General features: G+C 64.7%; 22 protein-coding genes. 15 read left to right on the top strand and 7 right to left on the bottom strand.

Annotation, left to right across the window (positions count from 1 at the left end; translation table 11 throughout):
- The first annotated feature begins 172 nt into the window (after positions 1–172).
- Positions 173–328, top strand: a complete 156-nt coding sequence (locus JF542_RS04970; protein ID WP_207074965.1) for a hypothetical protein — start codon at positions 173–175, stop codon at positions 326–328.
- A 72-nt stretch (positions 329–400) separates the two neighbouring features.
- Here JF542_RS04970 and JF542_RS04975 read toward each other — a convergent pair whose 3' ends face one another.
- Together JF542_RS04975 and JF542_RS04980 are read right to left on the bottom strand one after the other, a co-directional pair.
- Positions 401–1,090, bottom strand: a complete 690-nt coding sequence (locus JF542_RS04975) for a GntR family transcriptional regulator (RefSeq protein ID WP_207074966.1) — start codon at positions 1,088–1,090, stop codon at positions 401–403.
- A gap of 25 nt (positions 1,091–1,115) precedes the next feature.
- The gene (locus JF542_RS04980) at positions 1,116–1,856 is read right to left on the bottom strand and encodes a maleate cis-trans isomerase family protein (RefSeq protein WP_207074967.1); all 741 of its coding nucleotides are present in this window, start codon (positions 1,854–1,856) and stop codon (positions 1,116–1,118) included.
- Positions 1,857–2,159: 303 nt separating this feature from the next.
- Between JF542_RS04980 and JF542_RS04985 the strand changes: the two genes are divergently transcribed.
- From JF542_RS04985 to JF542_RS05010, 6 genes are all read left to right on the top strand, one after another.
- Positions 2,160–3,203, top strand: a complete 1,044-nt coding sequence (locus JF542_RS04985; RefSeq protein ID WP_207074968.1) for a TRAP transporter substrate-binding protein — start codon at positions 2,160–2,162, stop codon at positions 3,201–3,203.
- 82 nt (positions 3,204–3,285) lie between these two features.
- Positions 3,286–3,876 carry a TRAP transporter small permease subunit gene (locus tag JF542_RS04990; protein ID WP_224885899.1) on the top strand — a complete coding sequence of 197 codons (591 nt, stop codon included), beginning with the start codon at positions 3,286–3,288 and terminating at the stop codon, positions 3,874–3,876.
- Positions 3,873–5,174 carry a TRAP transporter large permease gene (locus JF542_RS04995; protein ID WP_207074969.1) on the top strand — a complete coding sequence of 434 codons (1,302 nt, stop codon included), beginning with the start codon at positions 3,873–3,875 and terminating at the stop codon, positions 5,172–5,174. The genes JF542_RS04990 and JF542_RS04995 overlap by 4 nt, the downstream gene beginning before the upstream one ends.
- Positions 5,175–5,176: 2 nt before the next feature.
- Positions 5,177–6,619 carry an amidohydrolase family protein gene (locus JF542_RS05000; protein ID WP_207074970.1) on the top strand — a complete coding sequence of 481 codons (1,443 nt, stop codon included), beginning with the start codon at positions 5,177–5,179 and terminating at the stop codon, positions 6,617–6,619.
- Positions 6,616–7,572, top strand: a complete 957-nt coding sequence (locus JF542_RS05005) for an NAD-dependent epimerase/dehydratase family protein (protein WP_207074971.1) — start codon at positions 6,616–6,618, stop codon at positions 7,570–7,572. The genes JF542_RS05000 and JF542_RS05005 overlap by 4 nt, the downstream gene beginning before the upstream one ends.
- Positions 7,569–8,345 carry an SDR family NAD(P)-dependent oxidoreductase gene (locus tag JF542_RS05010; RefSeq protein ID WP_207074972.1) on the top strand — a complete coding sequence of 259 codons (777 nt, stop codon included), beginning with the start codon at positions 7,569–7,571 and terminating at the stop codon, positions 8,343–8,345. The genes JF542_RS05005 and JF542_RS05010 overlap by 4 nt, the downstream gene beginning before the upstream one ends.
- A 314-nt stretch (positions 8,346–8,659) precedes the next feature.
- On the opposite strand, the gene JF542_RS05015 is transcribed toward JF542_RS05010, so the two are convergent.
- The 5 genes from JF542_RS05015 to JF542_RS05035 form a co-directional block, all read right to left on the bottom strand.
- On the bottom strand, positions 8,660–9,949 hold the full coding sequence (locus tag JF542_RS05015; protein ID WP_207074973.1) for an NAD(P)/FAD-dependent oxidoreductase: 1,290 nt from the start codon (positions 9,947–9,949) through the stop codon (positions 8,660–8,662).
- 5 nt (positions 9,950–9,954) lie between these two features.
- Positions 9,955–10,365, bottom strand: a complete 411-nt coding sequence (locus JF542_RS05020; protein WP_207074974.1) for a dihydrodipicolinate synthase family protein — start codon at positions 10,363–10,365, stop codon at positions 9,955–9,957.
- Between the two features lie 531 nt (positions 10,366–10,896).
- Positions 10,897–12,408: a tripartite tricarboxylate transporter permease gene (locus JF542_RS05025; protein ID WP_207074975.1), complete on the bottom strand. Its 1,512-nt coding sequence runs from the start codon at positions 12,406–12,408 to the stop codon at positions 10,897–10,899.
- A gap of 14 nt (positions 12,409–12,422) precedes the next feature.
- Positions 12,423–12,872, bottom strand: a complete 450-nt coding sequence (locus tag JF542_RS05030) for a tripartite tricarboxylate transporter TctB family protein (RefSeq protein ID WP_007803057.1) — start codon at positions 12,870–12,872, stop codon at positions 12,423–12,425.
- 59 nt (positions 12,873–12,931) lie between these two features.
- A complete protein-coding gene (locus JF542_RS05035; protein WP_207074976.1) occupies positions 12,932–13,795 on the bottom strand; it encodes an HpcH/HpaI aldolase/citrate lyase family protein in 864 nt (287 codons plus the stop codon).
- Between the two features lie 167 nt (positions 13,796–13,962).
- Here JF542_RS05035 and JF542_RS05040 point away from each other — a divergent pair, with 167 nt between their 5' ends.
- From JF542_RS05040 to JF542_RS05075, 8 genes are all read left to right on the top strand, one after another.
- Complete coding sequence (locus JF542_RS05040; RefSeq protein WP_207074977.1) at positions 13,963–14,922, top strand: Bug family tripartite tricarboxylate transporter substrate binding protein; 960 nt, start codon at positions 13,963–13,965, stop codon at positions 14,920–14,922.
- Positions 14,923–15,007: 85 nt separating this feature from the next.
- Entirely contained in the window at positions 15,008–16,228 is a 1,221-nt protein-coding gene (locus JF542_RS05045; RefSeq protein ID WP_242533592.1) for a CaiB/BaiF CoA transferase family protein, read from the top strand.
- Entirely contained in the window at positions 16,225–17,937 is a 1,713-nt protein-coding gene (locus JF542_RS05050) for an amidase (RefSeq protein WP_207074978.1), read from the top strand. Before JF542_RS05045 ends, JF542_RS05050 begins: the two co-directional genes overlap by 4 nt.
- Positions 17,938–17,998: 61 nt before the next feature.
- A complete protein-coding gene (locus JF542_RS05055; protein WP_242533613.1) occupies positions 17,999–18,730 on the top strand; it encodes a GntR family transcriptional regulator in 732 nt (243 codons plus the stop codon).
- Positions 18,731–19,202: 472 nt separating this feature from the next.
- On the top strand, positions 19,203–19,892 hold the full coding sequence (locus JF542_RS05060) for an isochorismatase family protein (protein ID WP_242533593.1): 690 nt from the start codon (positions 19,203–19,205) through the stop codon (positions 19,890–19,892).
- Positions 19,893–19,944: 52 nt separating this feature from the next.
- Positions 19,945–20,913, top strand: a complete 969-nt coding sequence (locus JF542_RS05065) for a TRAP transporter substrate-binding protein (protein ID WP_207074981.1) — start codon at positions 19,945–19,947, stop codon at positions 20,911–20,913.
- Positions 20,914–20,923: 10 nt separating this feature from the next.
- Entirely contained in the window at positions 20,924–21,391 is a 468-nt protein-coding gene (locus JF542_RS05070; RefSeq protein WP_207074982.1) for a TRAP transporter small permease, read from the top strand.
- Positions 21,392–21,403: 12 nt separating this feature from the next.
- A complete protein-coding gene (locus tag JF542_RS05075; protein ID WP_207074983.1) occupies positions 21,404–22,648 on the top strand; it encodes a TRAP transporter large permease in 1,245 nt (414 codons plus the stop codon).
- Positions 22,649–22,664 lie beyond the last annotated feature (16 nt).

Here is a 22,664-nt window from a genome sequence, read left to right on the forward strand (position 1 = left end):
CTACCGCGAGTGAACCGCACGCAACGCTCCGAAAAGGGGGCGATGCTTGTGGACCAGTCACACCGGTCGCCGACAGAATGCCGGTTCTCCATCGGGCGTCAAGTCCAGGCAGATCGCGGCGTGACCGGCGAGATCGACTTTCCGGTGGCGGTCCGGCCCGAAACACCGACGCGTGTTCCACGGCAGCGAGCACGACGAGATCAAGCCGGGCACGGTTGCTGCGGTCGACATCCTGACCGGACTGATGCTGGTCAACCTGTGCTTTCAGGACGCGGATCCGCAGTGGTTCGATCTCGAAGGCGGCAGGCCGCATGCCGTCCGGCCCTAGACCACTCGGCTACAGAAAGAAACCATGGACGATCGAGGTGCGCATCGCGAGGAAACTTGCCCCGCAGACCGTTCAAGGGATCTGCTGGATCGCCCTCAGCATCGCTTCGCAGGTCCTCCGGTTATGCGCCTCAAGGCGCGCGGCAAGATCCAGCGGGGTCTTTGCGCGCAGGGCGATCATGATCTGCTCATGCTCCGAGAAGCTATCCGCCACGCGTGAGAAATCCTCGTTCACAACGAAGCGATAACGCCAGATCCGCTGCTGCAGCCCCTCGTAGGTCTCGCACAACAGCGCATTGCCTGAGATCTGCGCCAGCCTCTTGTGGAAGGCATAGTTCAACCGGGTGTACTCATCCATCTGCCCCAGTTCGAGCGCCGCGCCGAGTTCGTGGTGCAGCGCGCCGATCGCGTCGAGGTCCTCTTGCGTGACCCGTTCGGCGGCGGTGAGACCGATCAGCCGTTCCAACGCCCCCTTCAGCTCGAAGATTGGCTGGATCTGGTCCGGATCGATTGGCGCGACGATCGCTCCGCGGTTGGGGCGGAGCTGAACGAACCCCTGCACCGCCAGCACCTTGAGCGCCTCGCGCAGCGGCGTGCGCGACACTCCGAACATGCGGCAAAGCTCGGCCTCGGGGATGCGCTGCCCGTTTTCCAGAGTGCCCTCGATCATCAACTGACGCATCCGGCTCACAAGGGTCTCGTGCAGAGAGGCCTCGCCCTCGTCCGCCGGTAGCAGATCATCCCTCACCTCCAGGTCCCCCATCCCGCCTCCTCGTGCTGCGCGCAGGTCATTTTGCGAACATCATGCCGAATTCCGACAGCGGCGTCATGTCCGTCCCGGCCTCCTTCAGGCAGCCCCACAGGGTGAAGGCCACGGAATCAAGCACCGGAATGCCAAGCTCGCGCTCCAGTTCGGCCGCCACCAAGGGACCGCGCATGTTGGTGCAGACGATCGCAATCGCGTCGGGCTTTGCCTCGGCCACTTCGCGGCACATGCCTGCGATCTCTTCTTCGGAGACTTCCGAAAACGAAAAATTGTCCGACCGGTTGCTGTGCCGCTCTGCCACGGTTTCAATCCCGATGGTCGCGTAATTGTCGATGATCTGCTGCTGCACATCCGGTGTATAGGGTGTCACAAGGCCCAACGTCTTCACCCCGAACGCCTCGAGCAGCGTGTTGAGGCTCTTGATCGCCGTGGTCGCCTTGGCGCCCGTGCGCTCGCTCAGCGCGGCGCAGAGCCGGTCATCGCTGTCAAACCCCAGCCAGCTGGCCGAAGTGCCATTCCACGCGATGACGTCGATCTTGGCGTCGGCCAGCAGGTCCGCCGCCTCAAGGACGGGATCGGTCCCGAACTGCTTGTCGGACCCTTCATCGAGCGCGATCCGCGTAACCTGCAGGCGACCGAAATGCACCGAGACATCCGGGAAGAGCGGCCACGCCAACGCCGCGGTGTAGGGTTCGACCACCGTGTTGGATGACGGGGTCAGCATGCCGATGATGGTCGGACCGGAAGAAGCGCTTGTCTGCATTCAGAAGTTCCATTCACTGCGGAGGTTGCGGAAGAATTGCATTCATTTCTTGCAGCTCCGCGTTCAGATCTGTCCTGACAACTTGCGCCACGCCAGAGCAACCACGTCAACGCAGCAAAGCCAAAAAATGCACGGAACGGACATATCACCGGCATTTTGCCGCTATTTTCGCCTAAATTTGCGCCAAAAACAGTAGATCTGCAGAAACCTGGGCGGCAGGCCGGGATTTCCATTGATCGCGGCACTGGCTTCCTGAAACGCTCCAATCAGTCACAAAATGAATGCAATCTCAGGGAGACAATAATGCGCAACAGGTTCACCACAGCCCTGGCCGCCGCCGCTCTGGCCAGCGTCCCGGCCCTCGCCTCGGCACAGGATACGCTCCGTATCGCTGGCAACTTCTCGCAGAACACCAAGCAGGTCTCGATCGAGCAGGCCTTCTTCGAGACCCTCGGCGAGGACGCCGGCGTCGACCTCGAAGTCAATTACAACCCGATGGATGTGGTGGGCGTAAAGGCCCCTGACGCCCTGCGCCTGCTGCGCAGCGGCGCCTTTGACGTGATGTCGGTACAAATCGGCATGGCGTCGCGCGATGACCCGTTCTTCGAGGGCATCGACCTGATCGGCGTCGCCACCGACATGGACAGCCTGCACACCGTCGTCGATGCCTATCGCGACGCCTTCGACACCCGCCTGCAGGAGAAGTTCAACGCCAAGGCGCTGACCCTCTGGCCCTTCGGCCCGCAGGTCTTCTACTGCAACGAGCCGATCGAGACGCTGGCCGATCTTGAGGGCATGAAGGTCCGCAGCTTCACCCCGTCGATGTCCGCCATGCTGGAATCTCTGGGCGCGACACCCGTGACCCTGCAGTTTTCCGAGGTCTACCCGGCCCTGCAGCGCGGCGTCGTGACCTGCGGCGTGACCTCCCCGACGTCCGGCAACACCGGCAACTGGCCCGAGGTGACCACCCATCAGCTGCCGTTGTCGGTCTCCGGCTCGGTGCAGGGGCATTTCATCAACCTCGACACATGGAACTCTTTCACGGCCGAGCAACAGGCCGCGCTGGAAGAAGAGTTCAAATCGCTCGAGGACCAGCTGTGGGAGCTCGCCGTGTCGGCCAACGGTGACGCGGTGGCCTGCAACACCGGTGCCGACAGCTGCTCGGATCACACGAAGTTCGACATGGAGCTGGTCGAGATCAACGACGACGACCGCGCGAAGATCAAGGAGATCGCCGAGACCGTCGTGCTGCCGATCTGGAAGGAGACCTGCAACAATGTCGACCCGTCCTGCACGGAAACCTGGAACGAGACCGCGGGCAACGCCGCAGGCCTGACCATCAACTGAGCCTGTCCAGAGCAAGACCCTGTGCGGGGGCGCCGATCCGGCGCCCCCGCGTCCCCATTCACGCAGGCCTCGGAGACTCAGAATGTCCGGAGAAAACAGGATCGCGCAGGCGATGACCCCCGTCGCGCGGTTCCTTGCGCTGGTGGCCGGCTACGCGCTGCTGCTGCTCACCCTGACCATCACCGCCGAGGTGCTGCTGCGGCGCTTCGCCAATGTCTCGCTTCAGGGCGGCGACGAGCTCGGCGGGTACACGCTGGCCATCACCGGGGCCTTCGGCTTTTCGCTGGCCGCGATCGAACGAGCCCACACCCGCGTTGAGATTCTGACCGAGCGCGTCAATCCCGGCGTCGGGTCGGTGCTGAACCTGCTGGCGACGCTGGGCACCATGCTGATGGCGCTTTTCATGGCCTGGCGCGGCTGGGCCGCGCTGATGGAGAGCATTGAATTCAAGTCACTTTCCGGAACGCCCCTCATGACCCCGCTGTGGATGCCACAAAGCCTCTGGGTCTTCGGACTGGCCGTGTTTGCCGTGGTCTCGACCGCGCTCTTCCTGCACGCGGCGATCCTGTTCCTGCGCGACCGTGACCGGCTGAACCGCTTCTACGGGCCCAAGTCGCTCGACGATCTCATCCATGAAGAACAGGCCGGCGTGACGGCACGAGGTGCACAATGATCGGGATCGGAGAAGCGGCGCTCGGCTTCATGATGATGCTGGGCCTGATGTTGATCGGCCTTCCGGTAGCCGTTGCGATGTTCCTCACCGCCTTCACCGGCGCCATGCTCACCATGGGTTGGCCGATCCTGATGACCTTCGGCAACCAGATCTGGAGCGGTCAGAACGATTTCATCCTCACAGCGATCCCGCTTTTTGTCTTCCTAGGCGAAATCCTGGTGCGCTCCGGCGTGGCGGACGGGCTCTACCGCGCGCTGTCGGACTGGATGCGCAAGCTGCCCGGCGGGCTGCTGCATTCCAATATCGGCGCCTCTGCCTTCTTTGCAGCGGTCTCGGGATCCTCGGTCGCGACGGCCGCCACCATCGGCAACGTGGCCATCCCGATCCTGTCGGAGCGCAAGTACGACGAACGCCTGACCGCCGGAACCATCGCCGCGGGCGCCACGCTGGGCATCCTGATCCCGCCGTCGATCAACATCATCATCTATGGCTCGATGACCAACACCTCCATCGGCCAACTCTTTGCCGCCGGCATCCTGCCGGGCATCGCCCTCACCGTCGCCTTCATGGCGCTGATCGCGGTGATCTCTGTCCTGCACCCCGGCGTCGCGGGGCCAAGCCTGCCCGACCGCCCGATGCGCGAAAAGCTGAAGTCCCTGCTGGAAATCCTGCCACCGCTGCTGATCTTCGCCATCGTCATGGGCGTCATCTACGGCGGCTGGGCCACGCCCACGGAATCCGCCGCCATCGGCGTCACCTGCGCGCTGCTGGTGGCCTTGGCCAAGCGCAAGATGACCCTGCCGCTCCTGCACGAGGCGATGATCTCCACCGTCCGGATCTCGGCGATGATCCTGCTGATCATGGTCGGCGCGCATTTCCTGAACTTCGTGATCGGTATGCTCGGCATTCCCCAGACGCTGACCCGCTTCGTGGTCGATCTGGGCGCCGGCCCGATCCAGGTGCTGTTCCTGCTGATCCTCTTCTACCTCATCCTCGGCTGCTTCATGGAGACGCTGTCGATGATGATCGCCACTCTGCCGGTGGTCTTTCCGCTGGTCGTGCAGCTGGGCATCGATCCGGTCTGGTTCGGCATCTTCCTTGTCCTGATGATGGAGACCGGGCTGATCACGCCGCCCATCGGCATGAACCTCTACATCGTTCAGGGCGTGCGCGGGACCGGGTCGATCATGGACGTGATCTGGGGCTCCCTGCCCTTCGTCCTGCTGATGCTGGCCTTCACGATCCTGCTGATCTTCTGGCCGGGACTGGTGCTCTGGTTGCCGAACCTGTTGTTCTGACCATGCAGCTTCTGACAGCCGATTGCGTGATCCCCGGAGCGGAGCGCCCACCGCTGCGCCCCGGGGCCGTGGCGGTGGACGCGGGCCGCATCGTGGCGCTCGGCACGCCCGACGACATGCGCGCGCGCTTCCCCGCCGCGGGCCTCACGGCGCTCGGCGATGCGATCCTGCTGCCCGGCTTCGTGAACGCCCACCAGCATGGGCGCGGCCTCAGCCAGGTGCAACTGGGCTATCCCGACGATCAGCTGGAACCCTGGATCGCACGACGGCGCGGACGCAAGGCACCCGATGCCTACCTGCTGACCCGGCTCGCCGCGCAGGAGATGCTCCGCAATGGCGTCACCGCCACGCTCCACGCAAATTACTCATACGCCACAGGCGATTACGAGGCCGAGCTGCGCGGTGTCATCCGCGCCTATGAAGAGACCGGGCTGCGCGCGACGGTTTGCGTGGGCTTCGCAGATCAGGGCGGCCTGGTCTACCCGCCGACCGATGAAAGCGGCTTCCGCGATGGCCTGTCCCCGCAGGCACAAGCCCTCCTGAACCAAACACGGCCCGCCTACCTGCCCTTGCAGGAAACGCTGGTTCTGACGGATCGGCTCCTGTCCGAATATGCCGGCCACCCGACGATCTCGATTGCCCTTGGCCCGGCCGGACCGCAATGGGTGTCAGATGCCGCATGGCAGTCCATCGCCGCCCATGCCGCGCGCACCGGCACCGGCATCCATTTCCATCTGCTGGAATCCCCCGCGCAGCGGGCCGTCGCCAAGACGCTGTACAGCGGCGCGGTCCTGAAGCACCTCGAAGCCCTCGGCGTCTTCGAGACCCAAGTCAGCGCGGCCCACTTCACCCAAGCAAGCGCGCACGACGTGGAAGATGCTCTGCGCGACGGACTCACACTCGTGTCGAACCCCGGTGCCAACATGCGGCTCTTCAACGGTGCGCCGCCGCTGGCCGACTGGCGTGCGGCGGGACTTCCCGTGGCGCTCGGAACCGACAATTGCGCGCTGGACGATACCGAGGATTACCTGTCCGAACTGCGCCTCGGCGGCCTTCTCGCCCGGGGCACGGGCGCGGCTGCCAAAGCCAACCGGCTGACCCTCGCAATGGGCACCGAGATCGGCGCTCAGGCGATCTTTCAGCCCGACACCGGCACGATCGGCCCGGGCCAGCGCGCCGATCTGGTGGCGCTCGACCCGACCCGCGCGCGCGGCCCCTACACCGATCCCGATTGCGACCCGCTCGATCTGATCCTCAGCCGGTGCACCGGAGCGGACACGCTCCTGACCATGGTCGGCGGAGAGATCCGATACCGCGCCGGCGAGCCGCCCGCGCCCACGGCCGAGGTTGCGGAGATGGCCGCCGCCGCCCGGCTGGCCGGGCCGGATGCCGGCGTGCATGCCGAAGAGATCGCCGAAGCCATCCGACAGGAGATCCCCCGATGACCGTCCTCGTCACCGGCGCCTCTGGCTTTGTCGGCTCTGCCATAGCCGAAGCCCTCTGCGCGCGCGGCATTCCCGTGGTCGGCCTCGACCTTCACCCGCCTCGGAACAATTGGCCGGGCTTTGACTTCGTCACCGCAGACCTGAGGGAACAGGCATCCCTCGATGCCGCGCTGACCGGGCGCCGCCTGACCCACATGATCCACGCCGCAGCCCTCACCCCCGACGCCGCTTTCGAAGAGGCCAACCCGGACCTCGTGCTCGACGTCAATCTGCTTGGCAGCGTGCGTCTGCTGCAAGCCGCAAAGACCGCCGGCATCCGCCGGCTGCTTCAGCTCTCCTCGATCGCCGTCTACGGCAACGCCGCACCTGAAGCCGACGGGCTCTACCACGAGGACCGCACCACCCCCATGCCGCAAAGCCTTTACGGGATAGGAAAATATGCCGCCGAGATGAGCCTGCGCCGCCTCGCGCCTTCGGCCGGGATCGATCTGTCCATCCTGCGCCTCGGCCCGATCTTCGGCCCTCACGAACGTGCGTCAGACAGCCGGAAGGTCACCAGCCCACATCACCAGATCCTTCTGGCGGCGCTGGAGGGGCGCCCCGTCACGTTACCCCGCGCAGTGCCCGCCGACTGGTGCTATTCCCGCGACGCCGCCTCGGCCATCGCTTCACTGGTGAGCAGTGACGCCGCATTGCCTGACATCGTGCATATCGGGGCTGGAGAGGTGACCGACCTGCCGGACTGGTGCACAGCGCTGGCCGCGCATCTGCCGCTGAGCTGGCACATCGACGCCGCTGCCCCGACGATCCGCTACGGCTATCCCACCGACCGCCCGGCGCTCGCCATCCAGCGCCTGCGCCGGCTGGTGCCCGGCTCGCACACCCCGCTGCCCCGAGCCGCCGCCGACTGGCTCGGGCACATCGCACATTCGCCGAAGGAGACCCTCTCATGACCCAGCGCCTTGCGGGCCGCGTCGCCATCATAACCGGAGGATCCTCGGGCATCGGGCGCGCCATCGTCCGAAAATACGCGGCCGAAGGCGCCCATGTCTTTGTCGCCGACATCACCGAAGAGGCCGTCGAGGGCGGCCGCCCCGTCTGCGAGGTGGTGGCCGAGGAGGGTGGATCCGCCGTCTTCGTCAAGACCGATGTCTCGTGCGCCGACGCGGTCGAGGCGCTTGTGGACCGGGCCTCCGCCCAGACCGGCGGCCTCGACATTCTCGTCAACAACGCCGTGCTGCGCGCCGGCAAGCCTCTGGTCGAGACCGAGGAGGCCGACTGGGACCGCGTCATGGATGTGAGCCTCAAGGGCGCCTACCTCTGCGCGCGCGCCGCCGTTCGCCAGATGATGACGCAGGAGATCCGCGAGGAGGTGCGTGGCCGCCTGATCCATATCTCCTCCCAGCACGGCCACGTCTCAGCGCCCGAGGATTTTGCCTATGGTGTCAGCAAGGCCGGCATCGCCTACATGACCCGCCAGATTGCCGCCGATTACGGCCCCCATCAGATCGTCTCGAACGCCATCGCTCCCGGCAAGATCCTCACTGGCAAGGGCGGCCGCGCGGTCGAGCCGCGCTGGATCGACTATTCCAAGCAACGCACCCCGTGGCCCCGCCTCGGAACCCCCGACGATGTCGCCCGCGCCGCGCTCTTCCTCGCCAGTGACGAGGCGACCTATCTCACCGGACACACTCTGTTCGTCGACGGCGGCTGGATGGCCGCCTGATCCACGCGTGAACAAAGATCCGGGCATTTCCCAACTTTGTTATCATCATCCGGGACGGCCTGAACACCACACCCGGCGTCTTCTCCGCAGATCTCGCCAACACCGGCTTACCCGGCACCAAAGCGGGCAGCGCGCGCACCGGCGAAGGCGCTTGATCTGGCCGACGCCCGCCATGGTATGCGACGGTGATCGCCGTAGCGGCCGCCTCTCCGACAAATGCTGTCGCCACGCCAGAACCCACAGCCATGGCACTGGGCCGCAGACGCCCTCGAGGTGTCGCCTGAGAGACATCGCGCAAGCCTCGTTCGCGAGCGTCAAAACAAGTCGGCAATCATCTGGCGAAAGCGCGATGCGGCGATTGCGCCCTGCACGCCGATTGGCCAGAAGCGATGGAACGCCATGCGTTTCATGTCCGACACGGGCAGCGGCAGCGTCTCGGTCGTGACACTGCCCGTCAGGCTCTCTGCGAGATGGGCGCCAAGAGCTGTCGAAAGCGCGACGCCGCGCCCGTTGTAGCCATAGGCGATCAGCAACCCGGCCCGCGGCGCATGCAGCTTTGGCAAGTGATCTGGCGTGATCGACACCCGGCCGTTCCACGCATAGTCCCATTCGACCGATGCAAGCGCGGGCCAGAGGTGCTCCGCATGGCGCCGCACAGCGCCCATGCTTGCGGCGTCCGACGACGGGCGCATCGGGCCACGGCCACCGATCACCATCCGGCCGGCGGCATCGACACGGCAATAGACCGTCACCAGCCCGGATTCGTAGAGGACCTGCCGCCCGGGCATCACGCGCGCCGCCAGATCCGCGGGCAGCGGCTCTGAGGCGAGCACCGAGCTGAAGACCGGGACGGATGCCTCTGCCAGTCCCGGCCACAGGCGATCCGCATAGCCATTGCAGGCAATCAGAACTTTGGCCGCGCGAACCTCGTGACCATTTGCCGTGAACCGCCAGCCTCCGTCCTGCTCGGCCAGATCGCTGGCGCGTGACCGGGCAAAGATCTCGGCGCCGGCCCGCGCCGCACTCCCGGCGAGGCCCCGCACGAGCTTTAGCGGATCGACATCTCCGCCACGCCTGTCGAGCAAAGCCGCGGGATAGTGCTGATGGCCGGTCAGCGCCGCAAGCGCTTCACCCTCGAACCAGTCGACCGGCATTCCGAGAGCGCGCATGTCATCATAGGTTCGCCGCACCCCCGCAATGTCACGCTCTGAGGCCGCCGCCCGCAGCGTCCCGTTGCGGCGCAGATCGCAGTCGATGCCAAGCCTGTCGACCAGCGCGGCGGTGGCGTCGACCGTGGACCAGCCGAACGCGACGATGCTGCGAGCTTGATCCTCACCGAACCGCTCGTTGAACCACGAGGGATCGAACTTGAGCCCCGGGTTGAGCTGCCCTCCGTTGCGCCCAGAGGCGCCCCAACCCGGCACATGCGCCTCGAAGACCGCCACCGAAACGCCGGCCTCGGCGAGATGCAGCGCCGTAGAAAGGCCGGTCAGCCCGCCTCCGACGATGGCCACATCGACGGTCTTGGGGCCCGCGAGCACGGGCCAGGACGGCTCGGGGCCGTTCCGGTTGAGATAGAGCGCGTTGCCGGCGGTTTCCTCCATGGGCGTCAGGCCGCCTCGGGCAGGGTCACGCTGCTGTCGCGCAGCGCGGCCACGACCCGCGCGAGGCGCTGCTTCAGCGCATCGGAGAGAGGTGGCGTCATGAGCGCCGACCCGCCGGTGTCGGTCCCGATCAGCTCCAGCGCGTGCCGCAAGGGGCCAGGGCTTTCCTCTGCAGACAGCCCATCCATGAGCCGCCCGAGGCGTCGTTGCAGCGCAAGCGACTCGTCTGCCTTGCCTGCCTGAACCTGCGCCGGGCCCTCCGACATCCGACCCGCGGAGATCAGCACGTCGCCGACCATGCCGCTCGCAAGCTGCTGGAGAAAGAGTGTGTCCTGCCCGCTCGGGGCACCAAGGGATGGGCCGACGCGCTGCATGATCTGGTCGAAGTGATAGAGATCGGTGCTTGAGGCTTTCATTTCGTCGATGATGCCACCTTCAACGCGCTTTGCAATGATGTCTGGCACAAAAGGCAAGGCGCGCGTATCGGATTTTCATAGCGCATGATCGGCAGGTCCACCTGCATGATGCACCATGTGGATGTCGTCGATCGCGCTTTGCTACGCCGGGGAGATCTCGTAGGGCGCGTTCAGCATCGGCCCCGTGGCCCCGCCTTCCCGATTGCTCTGGCCGCGGGTATCGCGTCTCCGAGCCCGGGCGCGAGCACACCCGTGTGCGTGGTCGCCAAGACACCCTTGCCTCGCGCTGTTCTCGCCTCATGTCCCCGCAGCATGGGAAGACGTACAAGTACTGCCTCCGCGTCCTCATGGCTCCTGCAAGCAGAAACAGGACGCTCGCCACGGCCCCCGCCGAGAGCACAGCCCCCACGGCAAGCGCCTTCGAGCGACCGACGGTTTGGAGGGGCAGCGCTAAGTTGAACATGGTCGAGGCGCAGCGGAAGCGGGGCATTTCAAACCGTCGCGAGGCCTGCTCCACGGGCATTCGCAGCCTCAGCGCTGAAGCGCCGCCGCTCGCCGTTTCCTGTTCCTTTGGCTCGACCAGAGTCCCCAGGCCAAAGCCACCACAGTCAAGATTATCGAGGTCGCGGCGATGGGGCTCTCCACGAAGGTCGCGAAGTCTCCGCGCGACAGCAGCATTGCGCGGCGGAAGTGATTTTCCATCAAGGGTCCCAGAACGAAGCCGAGCAGCAGAGGCGCCGCGGGCCAGTCGAAGATCCGCATCACATAGCCGAGAAACCCGAAGACCAGCACCAACCAGATGTCGAAGATCGAGTTGTTGACCGTATAGGTGCCGATGCAGATGAACATGATGATGGCCGGGTAGAGCCATGTATACGGGAGCATCAAGAGCCGCACCCAGAGGCCGATGAGCGGAATGTTCAGGATGAGCAGCATCAGGTTCCCGACCCAGAAACTCATCACCAGCCCCCAGAACAGGTCCGAGCTCTCGGTCAGCAGCGCCGGACCCGGCGTGATTCCGTGCACCAGAAGGGCACCGAGCATCAGCGCCATGGTCGGACTGCCGGGAATGCCAAGCGACAGTGTCGGGATGAAAGCGGTCTGGTCGGCGGAGTTGTTGGCTGCTTCCGGCGCCATGATGCCTTCGACGGCCCCCTTCCCAAAGCGCTCGGGGTCGGACGAACTACGCTTCTCGACGGCGTAGGCCATGAACGCTGCCACCGCGGGGCCGGTCGCGGGAAGCGTGCCGAAGAAGGAGCCGATGCCGGACCCGCGCAATGTCGGCAGCCAGGACCGCCGCCAGTCGTCGCGGGTCGGGAGCATGGCCCGCAGACCGACACTGTCCACGTCGATGTCGCCGGGCTTGATGCGACGGACTGTGGCGATGACCTCGGAGATGCCGAACATTCCCATCGCCAGGGCAACGAGGCTGACGGATTCGGTCAGTTCGAAGAATCCGAAGGAAAACCGCGGCACCCCTGTATACATGTCTGCCCCGATGGTGCCGAGCATCAGCCCCGCGACCACCATGGCGAGCCCTTTCGCGACCGAGCCGCCGGAGATCGTCGACGCGGCAACGAGCCCGAAGACCATCAGCGAGAAATACTCTGCCGAGCCGAAGCGCAGCGCGTAGGGAGCGATGACCGGCGTGAACATGGTCATTACGAGGATCCCGATCGAGCCGCCGACGAAAGAGGCGATCGTGGTCATGAAGAGCGCAACGCCCCCCCGCCCCGCACGCGCCATCGGATAACCGTCGAGTGCCGTCACCGCGTTCGACGGTGTTCCGGGAATGTTGAGAAGGATGGCCGCGGTGCTGCCGCCATAACTCGAACCATACCAGATCCCAGCCAACATGATCAGCGCGGTTGTCGGGTCGAGATAGAAGGTGATCGGAAACAGCATCGAGATGCTTGCCAGAACCCCGATGCCCGGAATGACCCCGATCACCATCCCCAGAAGAACGCCGAGAAAACAGTAGAGCAGGTTGTGATAGCTCAGGGCGATCGAGAGCCCCAGCGTGATGTTGTCAAGAAATCCCATGGTCATGTCCGCTCTCAGAACGGCCAGCGTGCGATCGGTACGTTCAGACCGAAAGCCACGACGAAGATCAGCCAGGATGCGAGGCAGAGGATCGCCGAGATCGCCGCCATGCGAAGGGGGCGGATCTCGAGCTCGGCGAGTGACGCCACGACGGTCAGGGTGATGACGGCCGGGATCAGGCCACAGCTGCGCAGCATCAGCGCGAAGACCCCACAGGCCCCGAGCACGAAGATCGGCGTCCAAACCCGAATATCAGGCTTGTTTCCGGCGCGCCTGAGCGCCGGGACGATCTGCGCCGCCCCGAATATGGCCAGCGCCACGCCGAGGATGGTGGGAAACATGCCCGGGCCCATGCGCCGGATCGTCCCGATATCGTAATGCGTCGCGGCATAGGCCGAAAAGACGAGCCCGAGGCAGATGAGCACCAGCCCGCCGACAATGTCCGTGTAGTCTTTCGAGTACATCGCAATCCCTGCTGTGTTGTCCTCCGCCGGCTTTATGGGGGCCGGTCGGAGCATTTCATTCAATCGACGAGAAGGCCGTCACGGCGCGCCTGCTCGACGATCCGCTGCGCTCGCGTGATGAAGGGGCCGTCCACGAGCTGGCCGTTGACCACGAAGGCCCCCACTGCGCGGGCACCTGCGTCTGCCGCGGCACGGGTCACATCGACGGCATGGGCCAGTTCGTCCGGCGTGGGCCGAAAGACCTCGTTGGCGAGCCGCAACTGGCTCGGGTGGATGCAGCTCTTTCCGGTGAAGCCCATCGCGCGTGCCGCCTGGGCATCTGCAACGAAGTCATCGGGTGCCGAAATGTTCACGAAGGCACCATCAAAGGCGTCGATCCCGACCTGCGCGGCAGCGATACGGACGCTCCAGCGGGTCTGGGCGATGGCGAAGCTGTTGCTCTGGCGGATGCCCAGCGGCGCGAAGAGGTCACCGAAACCGATCTGAAGCCCCATCACGCGGGGATGCGCTGCAGCACTTGCGCTGGCGTTCTGCAGGCCGGCCGGTGTCTCGATATTGGCGAGGATCCGGATCGGCTCGGTGATCCCGTGGCGGGCCTCGCAGAACTCGATGTGGCTCAGCGCGGCAAGGATTTCCTCGGGGGACTCAATCTTGGGTAAATTGATCACGTCGAGCCCGGTGCGCACGATCGCCTCGACATCCTGTTTGAAATGCTCGGTCGCGAGCGCGTTCACCCGCACTAGCACAAGCTTGTCGTGGGTGCGGGGTGCTTCCAGATGCGCCGACAAAACCGCCCTGGCCTCGTGCTTGCGCGCCTCGTCGACCGCATCCTCGAGGTCGAACGAGATCGCATCCGCCTCGCTGCGTGCCGCCTTTTCAAAGAGCTCGGGCCGCGATGCTGGGACAAAAAGTTTGCTGCGCATGAAATTGGCACCCTCCAGTTTTTTGTAGAGTGTAGTTTGTCTACAATCTACAAACTGATAGACATGATCACACCACGTTTGCAATATCCGGCCTAGCGAAGAGCCCGGCACCACCGGCCCTTTGCCTAAAAAATCAACTGCAATCCAATGGGATGAGTATGAAGACAATGAACAAGAGAACCCTCCTTGCCCTTACGGCGGCATCCGCCATGGCCTTCACCGCGGCAGGCGCCCAAGCACAGGAATGGCCGAACGATACCGTCACGCTGGTGGTCCCTTTCGCTCCCGGCGGCAGCAACGACATCATCGCGCGCTACCTTGCGCAGGAACTGTCGGACTCGATGGGCCAATCGGTCATCGTCGAGAACCGCGCCGGCGCGGGCGGCTCGATCGGCGCGGCCTATGTCGCCGCAGCGGAGGCAGATGGCTACACCTTCCTCTTCACCTCCGGCTCCATCGCGACAAGCGCTGCGGTCCGCGAAGTGCCCTTCGACGTGACGACGGATTTCGCCGGCGTCTCCCGGGTGGCGACCGCGCCCTTCGTCATCGTCACGCGCGAAGACCTCGGCGCCTCCAACGTCGAGGAGCTGGTCGGGATGGCCAAGGAGCAGCCGGGTGAACTGTTCTACGGCAGCGCCGGCATCGGTGACAGCTCGCACATGGCCACCGCGCTGTTCGAGCAGGCCGCCGGCATCGAAATGGAGCTGACACCCTACCAGGGCATCGCCCCCGCACAGGTGGATCTCGCCGGCGGGCGCCTCGACCTTATCATCACCACCGTCGCTTCGCTGACTGGATCGCCCGCCGAGGGGCTTCCGCGCCTCGCTTACACCACCGAAGAGCGGATGGAGTCGGCTCCCGACATGCCCACCGTGATGGAAAGCGGCATCGACTACTCGACCGAAGTCTGGTGGGGCGTCTTCGCGCCGGCGGCGACAGACGACGCCATCGTCGACACCATGAACGCCGCGATCGAGACCGCTCTCGAAGACGAGGCTTTCAAGACGTTCATCGCCGATGCGGGCGCGCAGGCGACCCCTTCGAGCCCGGCCGCCCTGACCGAGACACTGCTCGACGACTACGCACAATGGACGACCATCGTCGAGACCCTCGGCATCGGCGACTGACCGAGAAACAGGCGGGATCCGGACGGTGGCCGGATCCCGCCCAAGACGCGCAGCCAAGGATCCCCCTGGAGGAAGAATGAATCACATGACCATGACCGAAACCGAGAGCCCGACCGCCGTGCCGCAGGCACCACTCCAGGGCATTCGGGTCCTCGACCTCAGCGCCTATATCGCAGGCCCATACGGCTGCGCCCTCCTGGCGGATCTGGGGGCTGAGGTCATCAAGGTCGAGCCACCCACCGGCGACAACCTCCGCAAGTATCCCTCCACTCTGGACAAAGAAAGCCGCGCCTTCCTCGGGGTCAACCGAGGCAAACGCGGAATCGTTCTGGATCTCAAGAAGCCAGAAGGGCTCGACACGCTCATGCAACTGGTCGCCAAGGCGGATGTCTTCGTGCACAACTTCCGCCCCAACGTGCCGCCACGGCTCAAGATCGACTTCGAGACGCTCTCTGCCCACAACCCGAGGCTGATCTACTGCGCAGTCTCGGGCTATGGCGAGCAGGGGCCTGCCCGCGAAAAGGCCGGCTATGATCAGGTTTTGCAGGCAATGTCCGGCCTCTGCGCCCTGCAGGGGGCGCCGGGTGCTCCGGAGATACTCTACGGCTCTGTGGTAGACTATTACGCCGCCTCGATGCTCAGCAGCGGGGTGAGCTCGGCGCTCTTCCAGCGGGAACGGACCGGCAAGGGATGCTATGTCGGCGTCTCGCTGCTACGCAGTGCGCTTGCGATGCAATCGGCCCGACTGGTCTGGGCCGAATCCGAAGATCGGGACGTGAACCGGGACATGCGGTCGGGGGGCATCACCGGATTGCATCCGACGCGCGAGGGCACACTCTACATCTCCGCCAATACGCCGCACTTCTGGCAGGCGCTCTGCGAGCTGACCGGGCTCGACGAGCTTTTCACCGATCCCCGGTTCGACACCGTGCGCAAACGCGCCGAAAATGCAGAGTTTCTCACGGCGCGCCTGCACGAAGCGCTGGCGTTGCGCAGCGCCGAGGAATGGCAGGAGCGATTTGGCCAGCGCGTTCCATCCGCCGTCGTGCGCCAGGTCGAGGACATGTTCGACGACCCGCAGGTCGCCGCCGAGGGCATGATCAGCAACTTCGAGCACCCCGTCATCGGCCACTATCGCGGCTTCGCCGGCGCGGTGAAATTCGCCTCCGACAGCCGCGCCCTGCCCGCTCCCGCGGTGGGCACCCCCGCGCCGCTCTTCGGACAGCACACGGACGACATCCTCGCGGAGCTCGGCCTGGACCCCGAAGCGATCGAAGCGCTGCACAAGACGGGAGCCGTCGAATGACCACCCACGGACAAGACCCCATCACCGAGCGTTGGATCGCACATGCCAGCTCCGCGTTGCATGATATTGAGTCCCGCACTGCCCCGGACCGGCTCGCCTCCGAACTCGCGCGGCTCAACAGCGCCGTGCGCAATGTCGCGGACGGCAAGCTCGGCCATGACGATCAGCCGGGAGACTACCTTGCCCTGCTCGCCGAGAGCGGGGCACAGAGCCGCAGCATCGCCGGAACGGCATCCACGGAGGTCAGCCAGACACGGCCGGCCTCCGCGATTGCGGCAGAGGCAGAGGGCGCGTCCTTGTCCATGATGGCCGCGCCATCGCTCAGCGGCACGGCTGCGGCCCTTGCGAGGGGCGAAACGTCGGCCACGGCCCTGACCGAAGCGGCGCTAGCTGCCGCGCATGCAAGCCAGCCCCGCCATTGCGCGTTCATTGAAACCTATGAAGAGAGCGCCCGCGCCAAGGCCAGAAGCCTTGATGACGCCGCCGCGCAGGGCCTGCATCGTGGACCGCTGCACGGCATCCCGCTGGCGCACAAGGACTGCTTCGAACAGGCCGGCCGTGCGATGACCGTGGGGACCGCCGTCCGACGCGATGCAGCCCCGGCCGAGCGGGACGCGACCGTGATCGCACGCTATGACACGGCGGGTGCTGTCAATATCGGCAGTCTCAACATGAACGAGATGGTCTGCGGCCCAACCGGCCAAAACCCGCATTTCGGCGATTGCTGCAACGCGTGGGATCCGAGTCGTATCTCGGGCGGCTCTTCCAGCGGCTCGGCGGTCGCGGTGGCCACGGGCGCTATCTTCGGCGCGCTCGGATCGGACACAGGTGGCTCGACCCGCCTGCCGTCCTCGATGAACGGCGTATTCGGGCTCAAGCCGACCTACGGGTTGGTGTCGCGGGCGGGCAGTTTCCCCCGCGCCTTCTCGCTCGATTCTATCGGCCCAATCGCCCGTAGCGCCGAGGATTGCGCGCTGCTGCTCCGGTCAGTCGCGGGCCACGACCCCCGCGACCCCACCAGCCTCAACGTGCCGGTCCCGGACTACCTGGCCCTTTTCGACGCACCCTGGGTCATGCAAAGCCGTGTTGCTGCACTGAGCCTTGGCGTGCCCTGCGATCCGGGGATCCAAGAGGTGTTTGATCGCTTCACGGCACGCTGCACGGATATGTTCGAAGCCGCGCCCGCCCGGGACTTCCCGGAAATGGAGGCCTGCTACGCACTGGGCGACATTATCTCGAAGGTCGAGGCCGCCACGCTTCACAGCGAGGCCATGCGCCAGTCTCCGGAGCGCTTTTCGCAAGCCGTGTTCTCGCGCACCGAACCCGGACTTCATGTGCCCGCCGTGCGCTACCTCGAGGCGCTTTCCCTTCGGGCAACTGTGCTTCGCTCGTTCCTCGAAGGCCCGCTCGGAGAGACTGATGTACTGATCTGTCCGACCGTCCCGCTGCCGGTGCCACTGCGCACCGATGCCGACATGGAGGCACCTGATTCCGTCTTCGGCGTGGTCGCCGCCATCACCCGGTTGACCAGGACCTTCAGCTATCTCGGTGTGCCCGTGCTCTCGATGCCTATCAGCGTCGATGCAAACGGCATGCCCGTCGGCGCACAGCTCATCGCGCGCCCGCTCGATGAGGGGCGGTTGCTGGCCGTTGCACATCAGCTCTCGCTGCAAATGGGCTGGCCCATTCTCCCGGAACAACAGGCCTGAAACGCCCCGCGAGTTGGTGACTGCGCCATCTCGCGCTTTGACATGGGTGGCCATATTGAAGATGAATGCCCGACCACGGGCCAAGTTTAGGCAGGACAAAAATGCAAATGGCGATGAAGCGCTGATGGCGGAAGGCGTTCCGGGAACAATTCCGTATTTCGTCGCCTCTCAGGTGCGCGAACTCATAATGAACGGGACCTTCCGTCCCGGCCAACCCTTGCGCGAGCAAGATCTCGAGCAGCGCTTCAGCATCAGCCGCGGCCCGGTGCGCGAAGCCCTGCGCCTGCTCGAGGTGCGTGGACTGGTTTCACACGTTCCCAGGCGTGGCTTTCGGGTCAAGCTTTACGAGGATCGCGAACTGCGGGACCATTTCATGCTGCGCGGAGAACTCGAGGCGCTTGCGATCCTGCAACTGACCGGTATCGAGGACCTGTCTCCGCTGGTGGACGAGCTCACCACGGCCCGTGCGGAACTTACGCGCGCGCGCGATGCCAACGATCCAAGGGCCTACCTTCAGAGCATCCGGAGCTTCTACGATCTGATCGCCAACTTCTCTGGAAACACGCCCCTGCGCGAGGTTCTCGACCGGCTCAACGACGCTATAGAACCGGTGCGATACAACCTGTTGCTGCGCAAACTGGGCGAGAGTCAGACGCTGGATTACACCGGCATCATCCTCGACGCGCTTGCCGAGCGGAGATTTCAGGACGCCGCCAAGGCCAAACGCGCCCACGTCATGAGCAATCTCGACAATATTCTGACCGCCTATCGCGAAGCTCGCTACGAGCCCTAGCGCGACGGACTGCGAATGCCAGCTCGGGCAGCCCCGGAGCGAGCGGGAAGCCACCGCGTTTCACAGTCCGACCGCGAGGCGCCCAGCCGGTGGCAGAACCGCTAAAGGCGCCGTGACGACGAGCGGGTCTCACGGTCGCCGACCACGTGACGGGGCCAGGCCGTCGCGTCATGCCTTCACGTCCTGGCTCCGTGGCCCGCTCTGCTTCAAAGCTTTTTCACGACAATATTTCTTCAATTGGCGTGTTTGCATGTCATCACGGAGCGAAAGTGAGCTCGCAAAGTATCGCTAAAACTTCACCAAATTGCAGTTTTCTTGCATATTTTTCGATCTTCTCGTGAAGTCGCCGAGATTTTCACGACCAAATGTATCGCTCCACTCTTGAAAATTGTCGGGAAAATGTCTGCCATCCGGTCATGGCGACAAACCTCCCCGAGAGACTCTTCGCCACGACATCAAAAGGAAATGCATGATGAAGCCCTGGACCCGATATCTCGACGACGCCGATCAGGCGGTTCTGCAGAAGGGACGTTTCGGGAACCGGATGGGCCTTGGCAAACGCGCGGCGATCGTCGCAATCGACTGCCAGAAATACATGGTCGGCGAAGAGGGGCGAGACTCGAACTGGCCGTCCAGCTGTGGCGCCATTGGACGCGCCGCTCTGCAGCGGGGCGCCGATCTCGTGGCGCGCGCGCAGGCCATGGGGGTGCCGGTTTTCTTCACCCTCTTCGAGCTTGCCGCCAACGGCAAGGACATCGGTGTCTACGGTCGCAAGCGCAGTTTGCTCGACTCCCAACACTGGTGCCTCGAGAATACCAAGGGGGCCGAGCTGAGCGACCTGATGTCGCCGGCGGAACAGGATGTCACCTTCGTCAAGAAAAAGCCCTCGGGGTTTCACGGAACGCCGCTGCTTGGGTATCTCAACGACCGCGACATCGACACCGTGATCGTGATCGGCGGCGCCACCTCCAACTGCATCCGCGCGACGGTATTTGACAGCGCCTCCTACAATTTCCGGACGATCGTGGCCCAGGACGCGGTTTTCGACCGCATTCCGGTTTCCCACGCCATCAGCCTCTTCGACATGGACCGGCAGTTCGCCGACGTCATGCCGGTCGACGACATCGTCGCTGCACTTGAGGAAATGACCTCCCCGGCGTGAGGCCGAGCCGGCGCACGCGAAATTCTAAAAGACCAACAGACAGGGAACTTTGATGAAACAGACGCTTCTCGCGACGGCACTTGCCGCGCTAGTACTGCTACCCGGTGCTGCCCTTGCCCAACAAGTCGTCCGCATTGCCTACGTCACCGCGGAGAACTCGCCGCAGGCCTCGCAGGCCCGACTCTTCGCCGAGCAGGTCGAGGCGCGGCTCCCCGGCGCGTTCGAGTTCCGTTTCTTCCCCTCGGCCCAGCTCGGCAACGAACAGGCAACGCTCGAACAGCTTCAGCTTGGCACGCTGGAAATGGGCAACCTCGTCACGCCGATGACTGAAGCCGATGACCGGCTCGGGATTTTCGACCTACCCTGGCTGTTCGAGGACCGCGCCCACGTGCAACGCGCCATCACGGGCGACCTCAAGTCCGAGATTGTCGGTGCGGCCGAAGCGGGGACATCGACCAAGGTCCTCGGGATCTACGAAAACGGCTTCCGCCACGTGATGTCGCCTGTGGCGATCACGACACCCGCGGACATGGAAGGCCTCAAGATCCGCCTCCCCGGGGGACAGGTCCGACAGGAGGTGTTCCGCATGCTGGGGGCAAACCCCACCCCGATCGACTGGTCCGAGGTCTACACCGCCCTGCAGACCGGGGTTGTCGACGGCGCTGAAGCGGCGGCCTACGGCTTTGCAGGCTCCAAGCTCTACCAGGTTTCGGATCATCTTTCCCTGACCGCCCACAACTACGCACCGAGCTTCCTGGTCGCCTCCCAGACCTTCTGGAGCGGGCTGAGCGACGAGGCGAAAACCGCCTTCGCCGAAGCCGCCGAGGTGATCATCGAACCGTCCTTCGAAGAGGCCGCGACCCAGGACCAGATCGCGATCGACGAAATCGCCACCGAGGCTGCCGTCAACGAGATCGATTTCATCGCCTTCCAGGCGGCAGTCCAGCCGGTCTACGATGACTACATTGCCGAGAACGGCTCCGAGTGGCTCGATGCCATCCGAGCGGCGCAGGCCGACTGAGGCAACACCGATGATCCTGCGTCTGATCGACCGGATCGCGGACACCGTGCTGGCGCTTCTCCTCGCCGGCACGGTGATCGTTCTGGGGCTCGCGGTGTGGTTCCGATACGTCCTCAACGAGTCGCTGGGTTGGAGCGATGAGGTGGCCGCCTACACTCTTGTCTGGATGATCTTCCTCGGAAGCTACGCCTGCGCCCGAAAAGGGCTTCACCTTGATTTCCCCTTCCTGAGCGAGCGCCTGCCCGCCCGCTTTCGCCGCATCCTAGACCGGGCGCTTCAGGCAGCGCTGTCGGCCTACTGCCTGTTCGTCGCCTGGCAGTCATGGAAAGTGCTCACCGTAATCGGACATTCCAGCCTGCGCTCCGTCGACATGCCGCGAGGGGTGTTCCTGTCGGCCCTGCCGGTTTCCTTCGCACTCATGGCGGTGGCTTTTCTGTGGAACGCATTGCGCCCCGCCGCGCCTGACCAAACCGACTGAACGGAGCCCGACTTGGCCATTGCCCTCATCCTGACCATGATCTTCCTGATCGCCATCGGCTTGCCGGTGGCCTTCGCCATGCTTCTCTCGGCCACCGGCTTCATGGCCCTCGCTGGCATCGGGATGCCCACCTTGCCGGTCACGCTGTTCTCGGGTTCGGCAAGCTTCGTCATCCTCGCCGTGCCGCTTTTCATCCTGATGGGCGAGATCATGTCGAGCACGTCGATCGCAGCCCGCCTCATCGATCTCAGCCGCGCGCTCGTGGGCTGGATGTCGGGCGGGCTTGCCCACGTTAATGTGGTTTCCTCGATGCTGATGGCCGAGATGAGCGGCTCAGCCGTCGCCGATGCCGCCATGATGGGCAAGCTTTTCGTGCCGCAGATGGAACGCGCGGGCTATCCAAGGGCATTCTCGGTCTCCGTCACTGCCGCCTCGGCGATCATCGGCATCATCATCCCGCCATCCATCGCCATGGTGATCTTCGGGGCCGTCTCCAATACCTCGATCCGCGACCTCTTTCTTGCCGGTCTCGCGCCCGGAATAGGGCTCGGGATCGTTTTCATGATCACCAACCGGCTCTTCGCTCGCCGCGAGAACCATCCCCGGGACGCGGCCTTCGCGGTCGCAGCCCTGCTCGCGGCGCTGCGCCGGGCGCTGGTGCCCCTGCTTATTCCGGTCGTCGTCATCGGGGGTCTGATCGGCGGGATCGTGACCCCCACCGAGGCCGCGGCGATCGGTGTCATCGCCTCGCTGCTCTACGGCTTCGTGCTGCGCGAGCTTTCACTCGCCACGCTGTGGCGATTGCTCGTGTCAACGTCCCACCAATCCGCCTCGATCCTGATCATCGTCGCAGCCTCGGCCATTCTCGGACAGGTGCTGGCAAACGAACAGGTGCCGCAGCGCCTCGCGGCGCAACTCGGCGACACGACCGAAAGCGCGTGGCTGCTGCTCCTCTACATCAACCTCCTTCTGCTCGTAGCGGGCATGTTTCTTCAGGCAACGGCCGCCATCATCGTGGTCGTGCCAGTCTTGATGCCCGTGGTGCTCTCCTTCGGAATCGATCCGGTGCATTTCGGCATCCTTACCTGCGTCAACCTCGCCATCGGCCAGCAGACCCCGCCGGTCGCGACGGTCCTGATGACCGTCTGCGGCATCACCCGCACCCCGATCAAGGAGACCTTTCCATACATGGTCTGGTATCTCGCGGCGATGTTCGTGGTGCTCGCCGTCGTCACCTACCTTCCGCTGATGGTCTGACCGAAGGAGCGTATAC

Origin of the sequence: Salipiger bermudensis, from assembly GCF_017309175.1 — a bacterium.
Classification (GTDB): Bacteria; Pseudomonadota; Alphaproteobacteria; order Rhodobacterales; family Rhodobacteraceae; genus Salipiger; species Salipiger bermudensis.

Excerpts from the sequence above, each read along its gene's own strand:
- JF542_RS04975 (WP_207074966.1), bottom strand. The coding sequence starts at position 1,090 with ATGGGGGACCTGGAGGTGAGGGATGATCTGCTACCGGCGGACGAGGGC.
- JF542_RS04980 (WP_207074967.1), bottom strand. The coding sequence starts at position 1,856 with ATGCAGACAAGCGCTTCTTCCGGTCCGACCATCATCGGCATGCTGACC.
- JF542_RS04985 (WP_207074968.1), top strand. The coding sequence starts at position 2,160 with ATGCGCAACAGGTTCACCACAGCCCTGGCCGCCGCCGCTCTGGCCAGC.
- JF542_RS04990 (WP_224885899.1), top strand. The coding sequence starts at position 3,286 with ATGTCCGGAGAAAACAGGATCGCGCAGGCGATGACCCCCGTCGCGCGG.
- JF542_RS04995 (WP_207074969.1), top strand. The coding sequence starts at position 3,873 with ATGATCGGGATCGGAGAAGCGGCGCTCGGCTTCATGATGATGCTGGGC.
- JF542_RS05000 (WP_207074970.1), top strand. The coding sequence starts at position 5,177 with ATGCAGCTTCTGACAGCCGATTGCGTGATCCCCGGAGCGGAGCGCCCA.
- JF542_RS05005 (WP_207074971.1), top strand. The coding sequence starts at position 6,616 with ATGACCGTCCTCGTCACCGGCGCCTCTGGCTTTGTCGGCTCTGCCATA.
- JF542_RS05010 (WP_207074972.1), top strand. The coding sequence starts at position 7,569 with ATGACCCAGCGCCTTGCGGGCCGCGTCGCCATCATAACCGGAGGATCC.
- JF542_RS05015 (WP_207074973.1), bottom strand. The coding sequence starts at position 9,949 with ATGGAGGAAACCGCCGGCAACGCGCTCTATCTCAACCGGAACGGCCCC.
- JF542_RS05020 (WP_207074974.1), bottom strand. The coding sequence starts at position 10,365 with ATGAAAGCCTCAAGCACCGATCTCTATCACTTCGACCAGATCATGCAG.
- JF542_RS05025 (WP_207074975.1), bottom strand. The coding sequence starts at position 12,408 with ATGGGATTTCTTGACAACATCACGCTGGGGCTCTCGATCGCCCTGAGC.
- JF542_RS05030 (WP_007803057.1), bottom strand. The coding sequence starts at position 12,872 with ATGTACTCGAAAGACTACACGGACATTGTCGGCGGGCTGGTGCTCATC.
- JF542_RS05035 (WP_207074976.1), bottom strand. The coding sequence starts at position 13,795 with ATGCGCAGCAAACTTTTTGTCCCAGCATCGCGGCCCGAGCTCTTTGAA.
- JF542_RS05040 (WP_207074977.1), top strand. The coding sequence starts at position 13,963 with ATGAACAAGAGAACCCTCCTTGCCCTTACGGCGGCATCCGCCATGGCC.
- JF542_RS05045 (WP_242533592.1), top strand. The coding sequence starts at position 15,008 with ATGACCATGACCGAAACCGAGAGCCCGACCGCCGTGCCGCAGGCACCA.
- JF542_RS05050 (WP_207074978.1), top strand. The coding sequence starts at position 16,225 with ATGACCACCCACGGACAAGACCCCATCACCGAGCGTTGGATCGCACAT.
- JF542_RS05055 (WP_242533613.1), top strand. The coding sequence starts at position 17,999 with ATGAATGCCCGACCACGGGCCAAGTTTAGGCAGGACAAAAATGCAAAT.
- JF542_RS05060 (WP_242533593.1), top strand. The coding sequence starts at position 19,203 with ATGAAGCCCTGGACCCGATATCTCGACGACGCCGATCAGGCGGTTCTG.
- JF542_RS05065 (WP_207074981.1), top strand. The coding sequence starts at position 19,945 with ATGAAACAGACGCTTCTCGCGACGGCACTTGCCGCGCTAGTACTGCTA.
- JF542_RS05070 (WP_207074982.1), top strand. The coding sequence starts at position 20,924 with ATGATCCTGCGTCTGATCGACCGGATCGCGGACACCGTGCTGGCGCTT.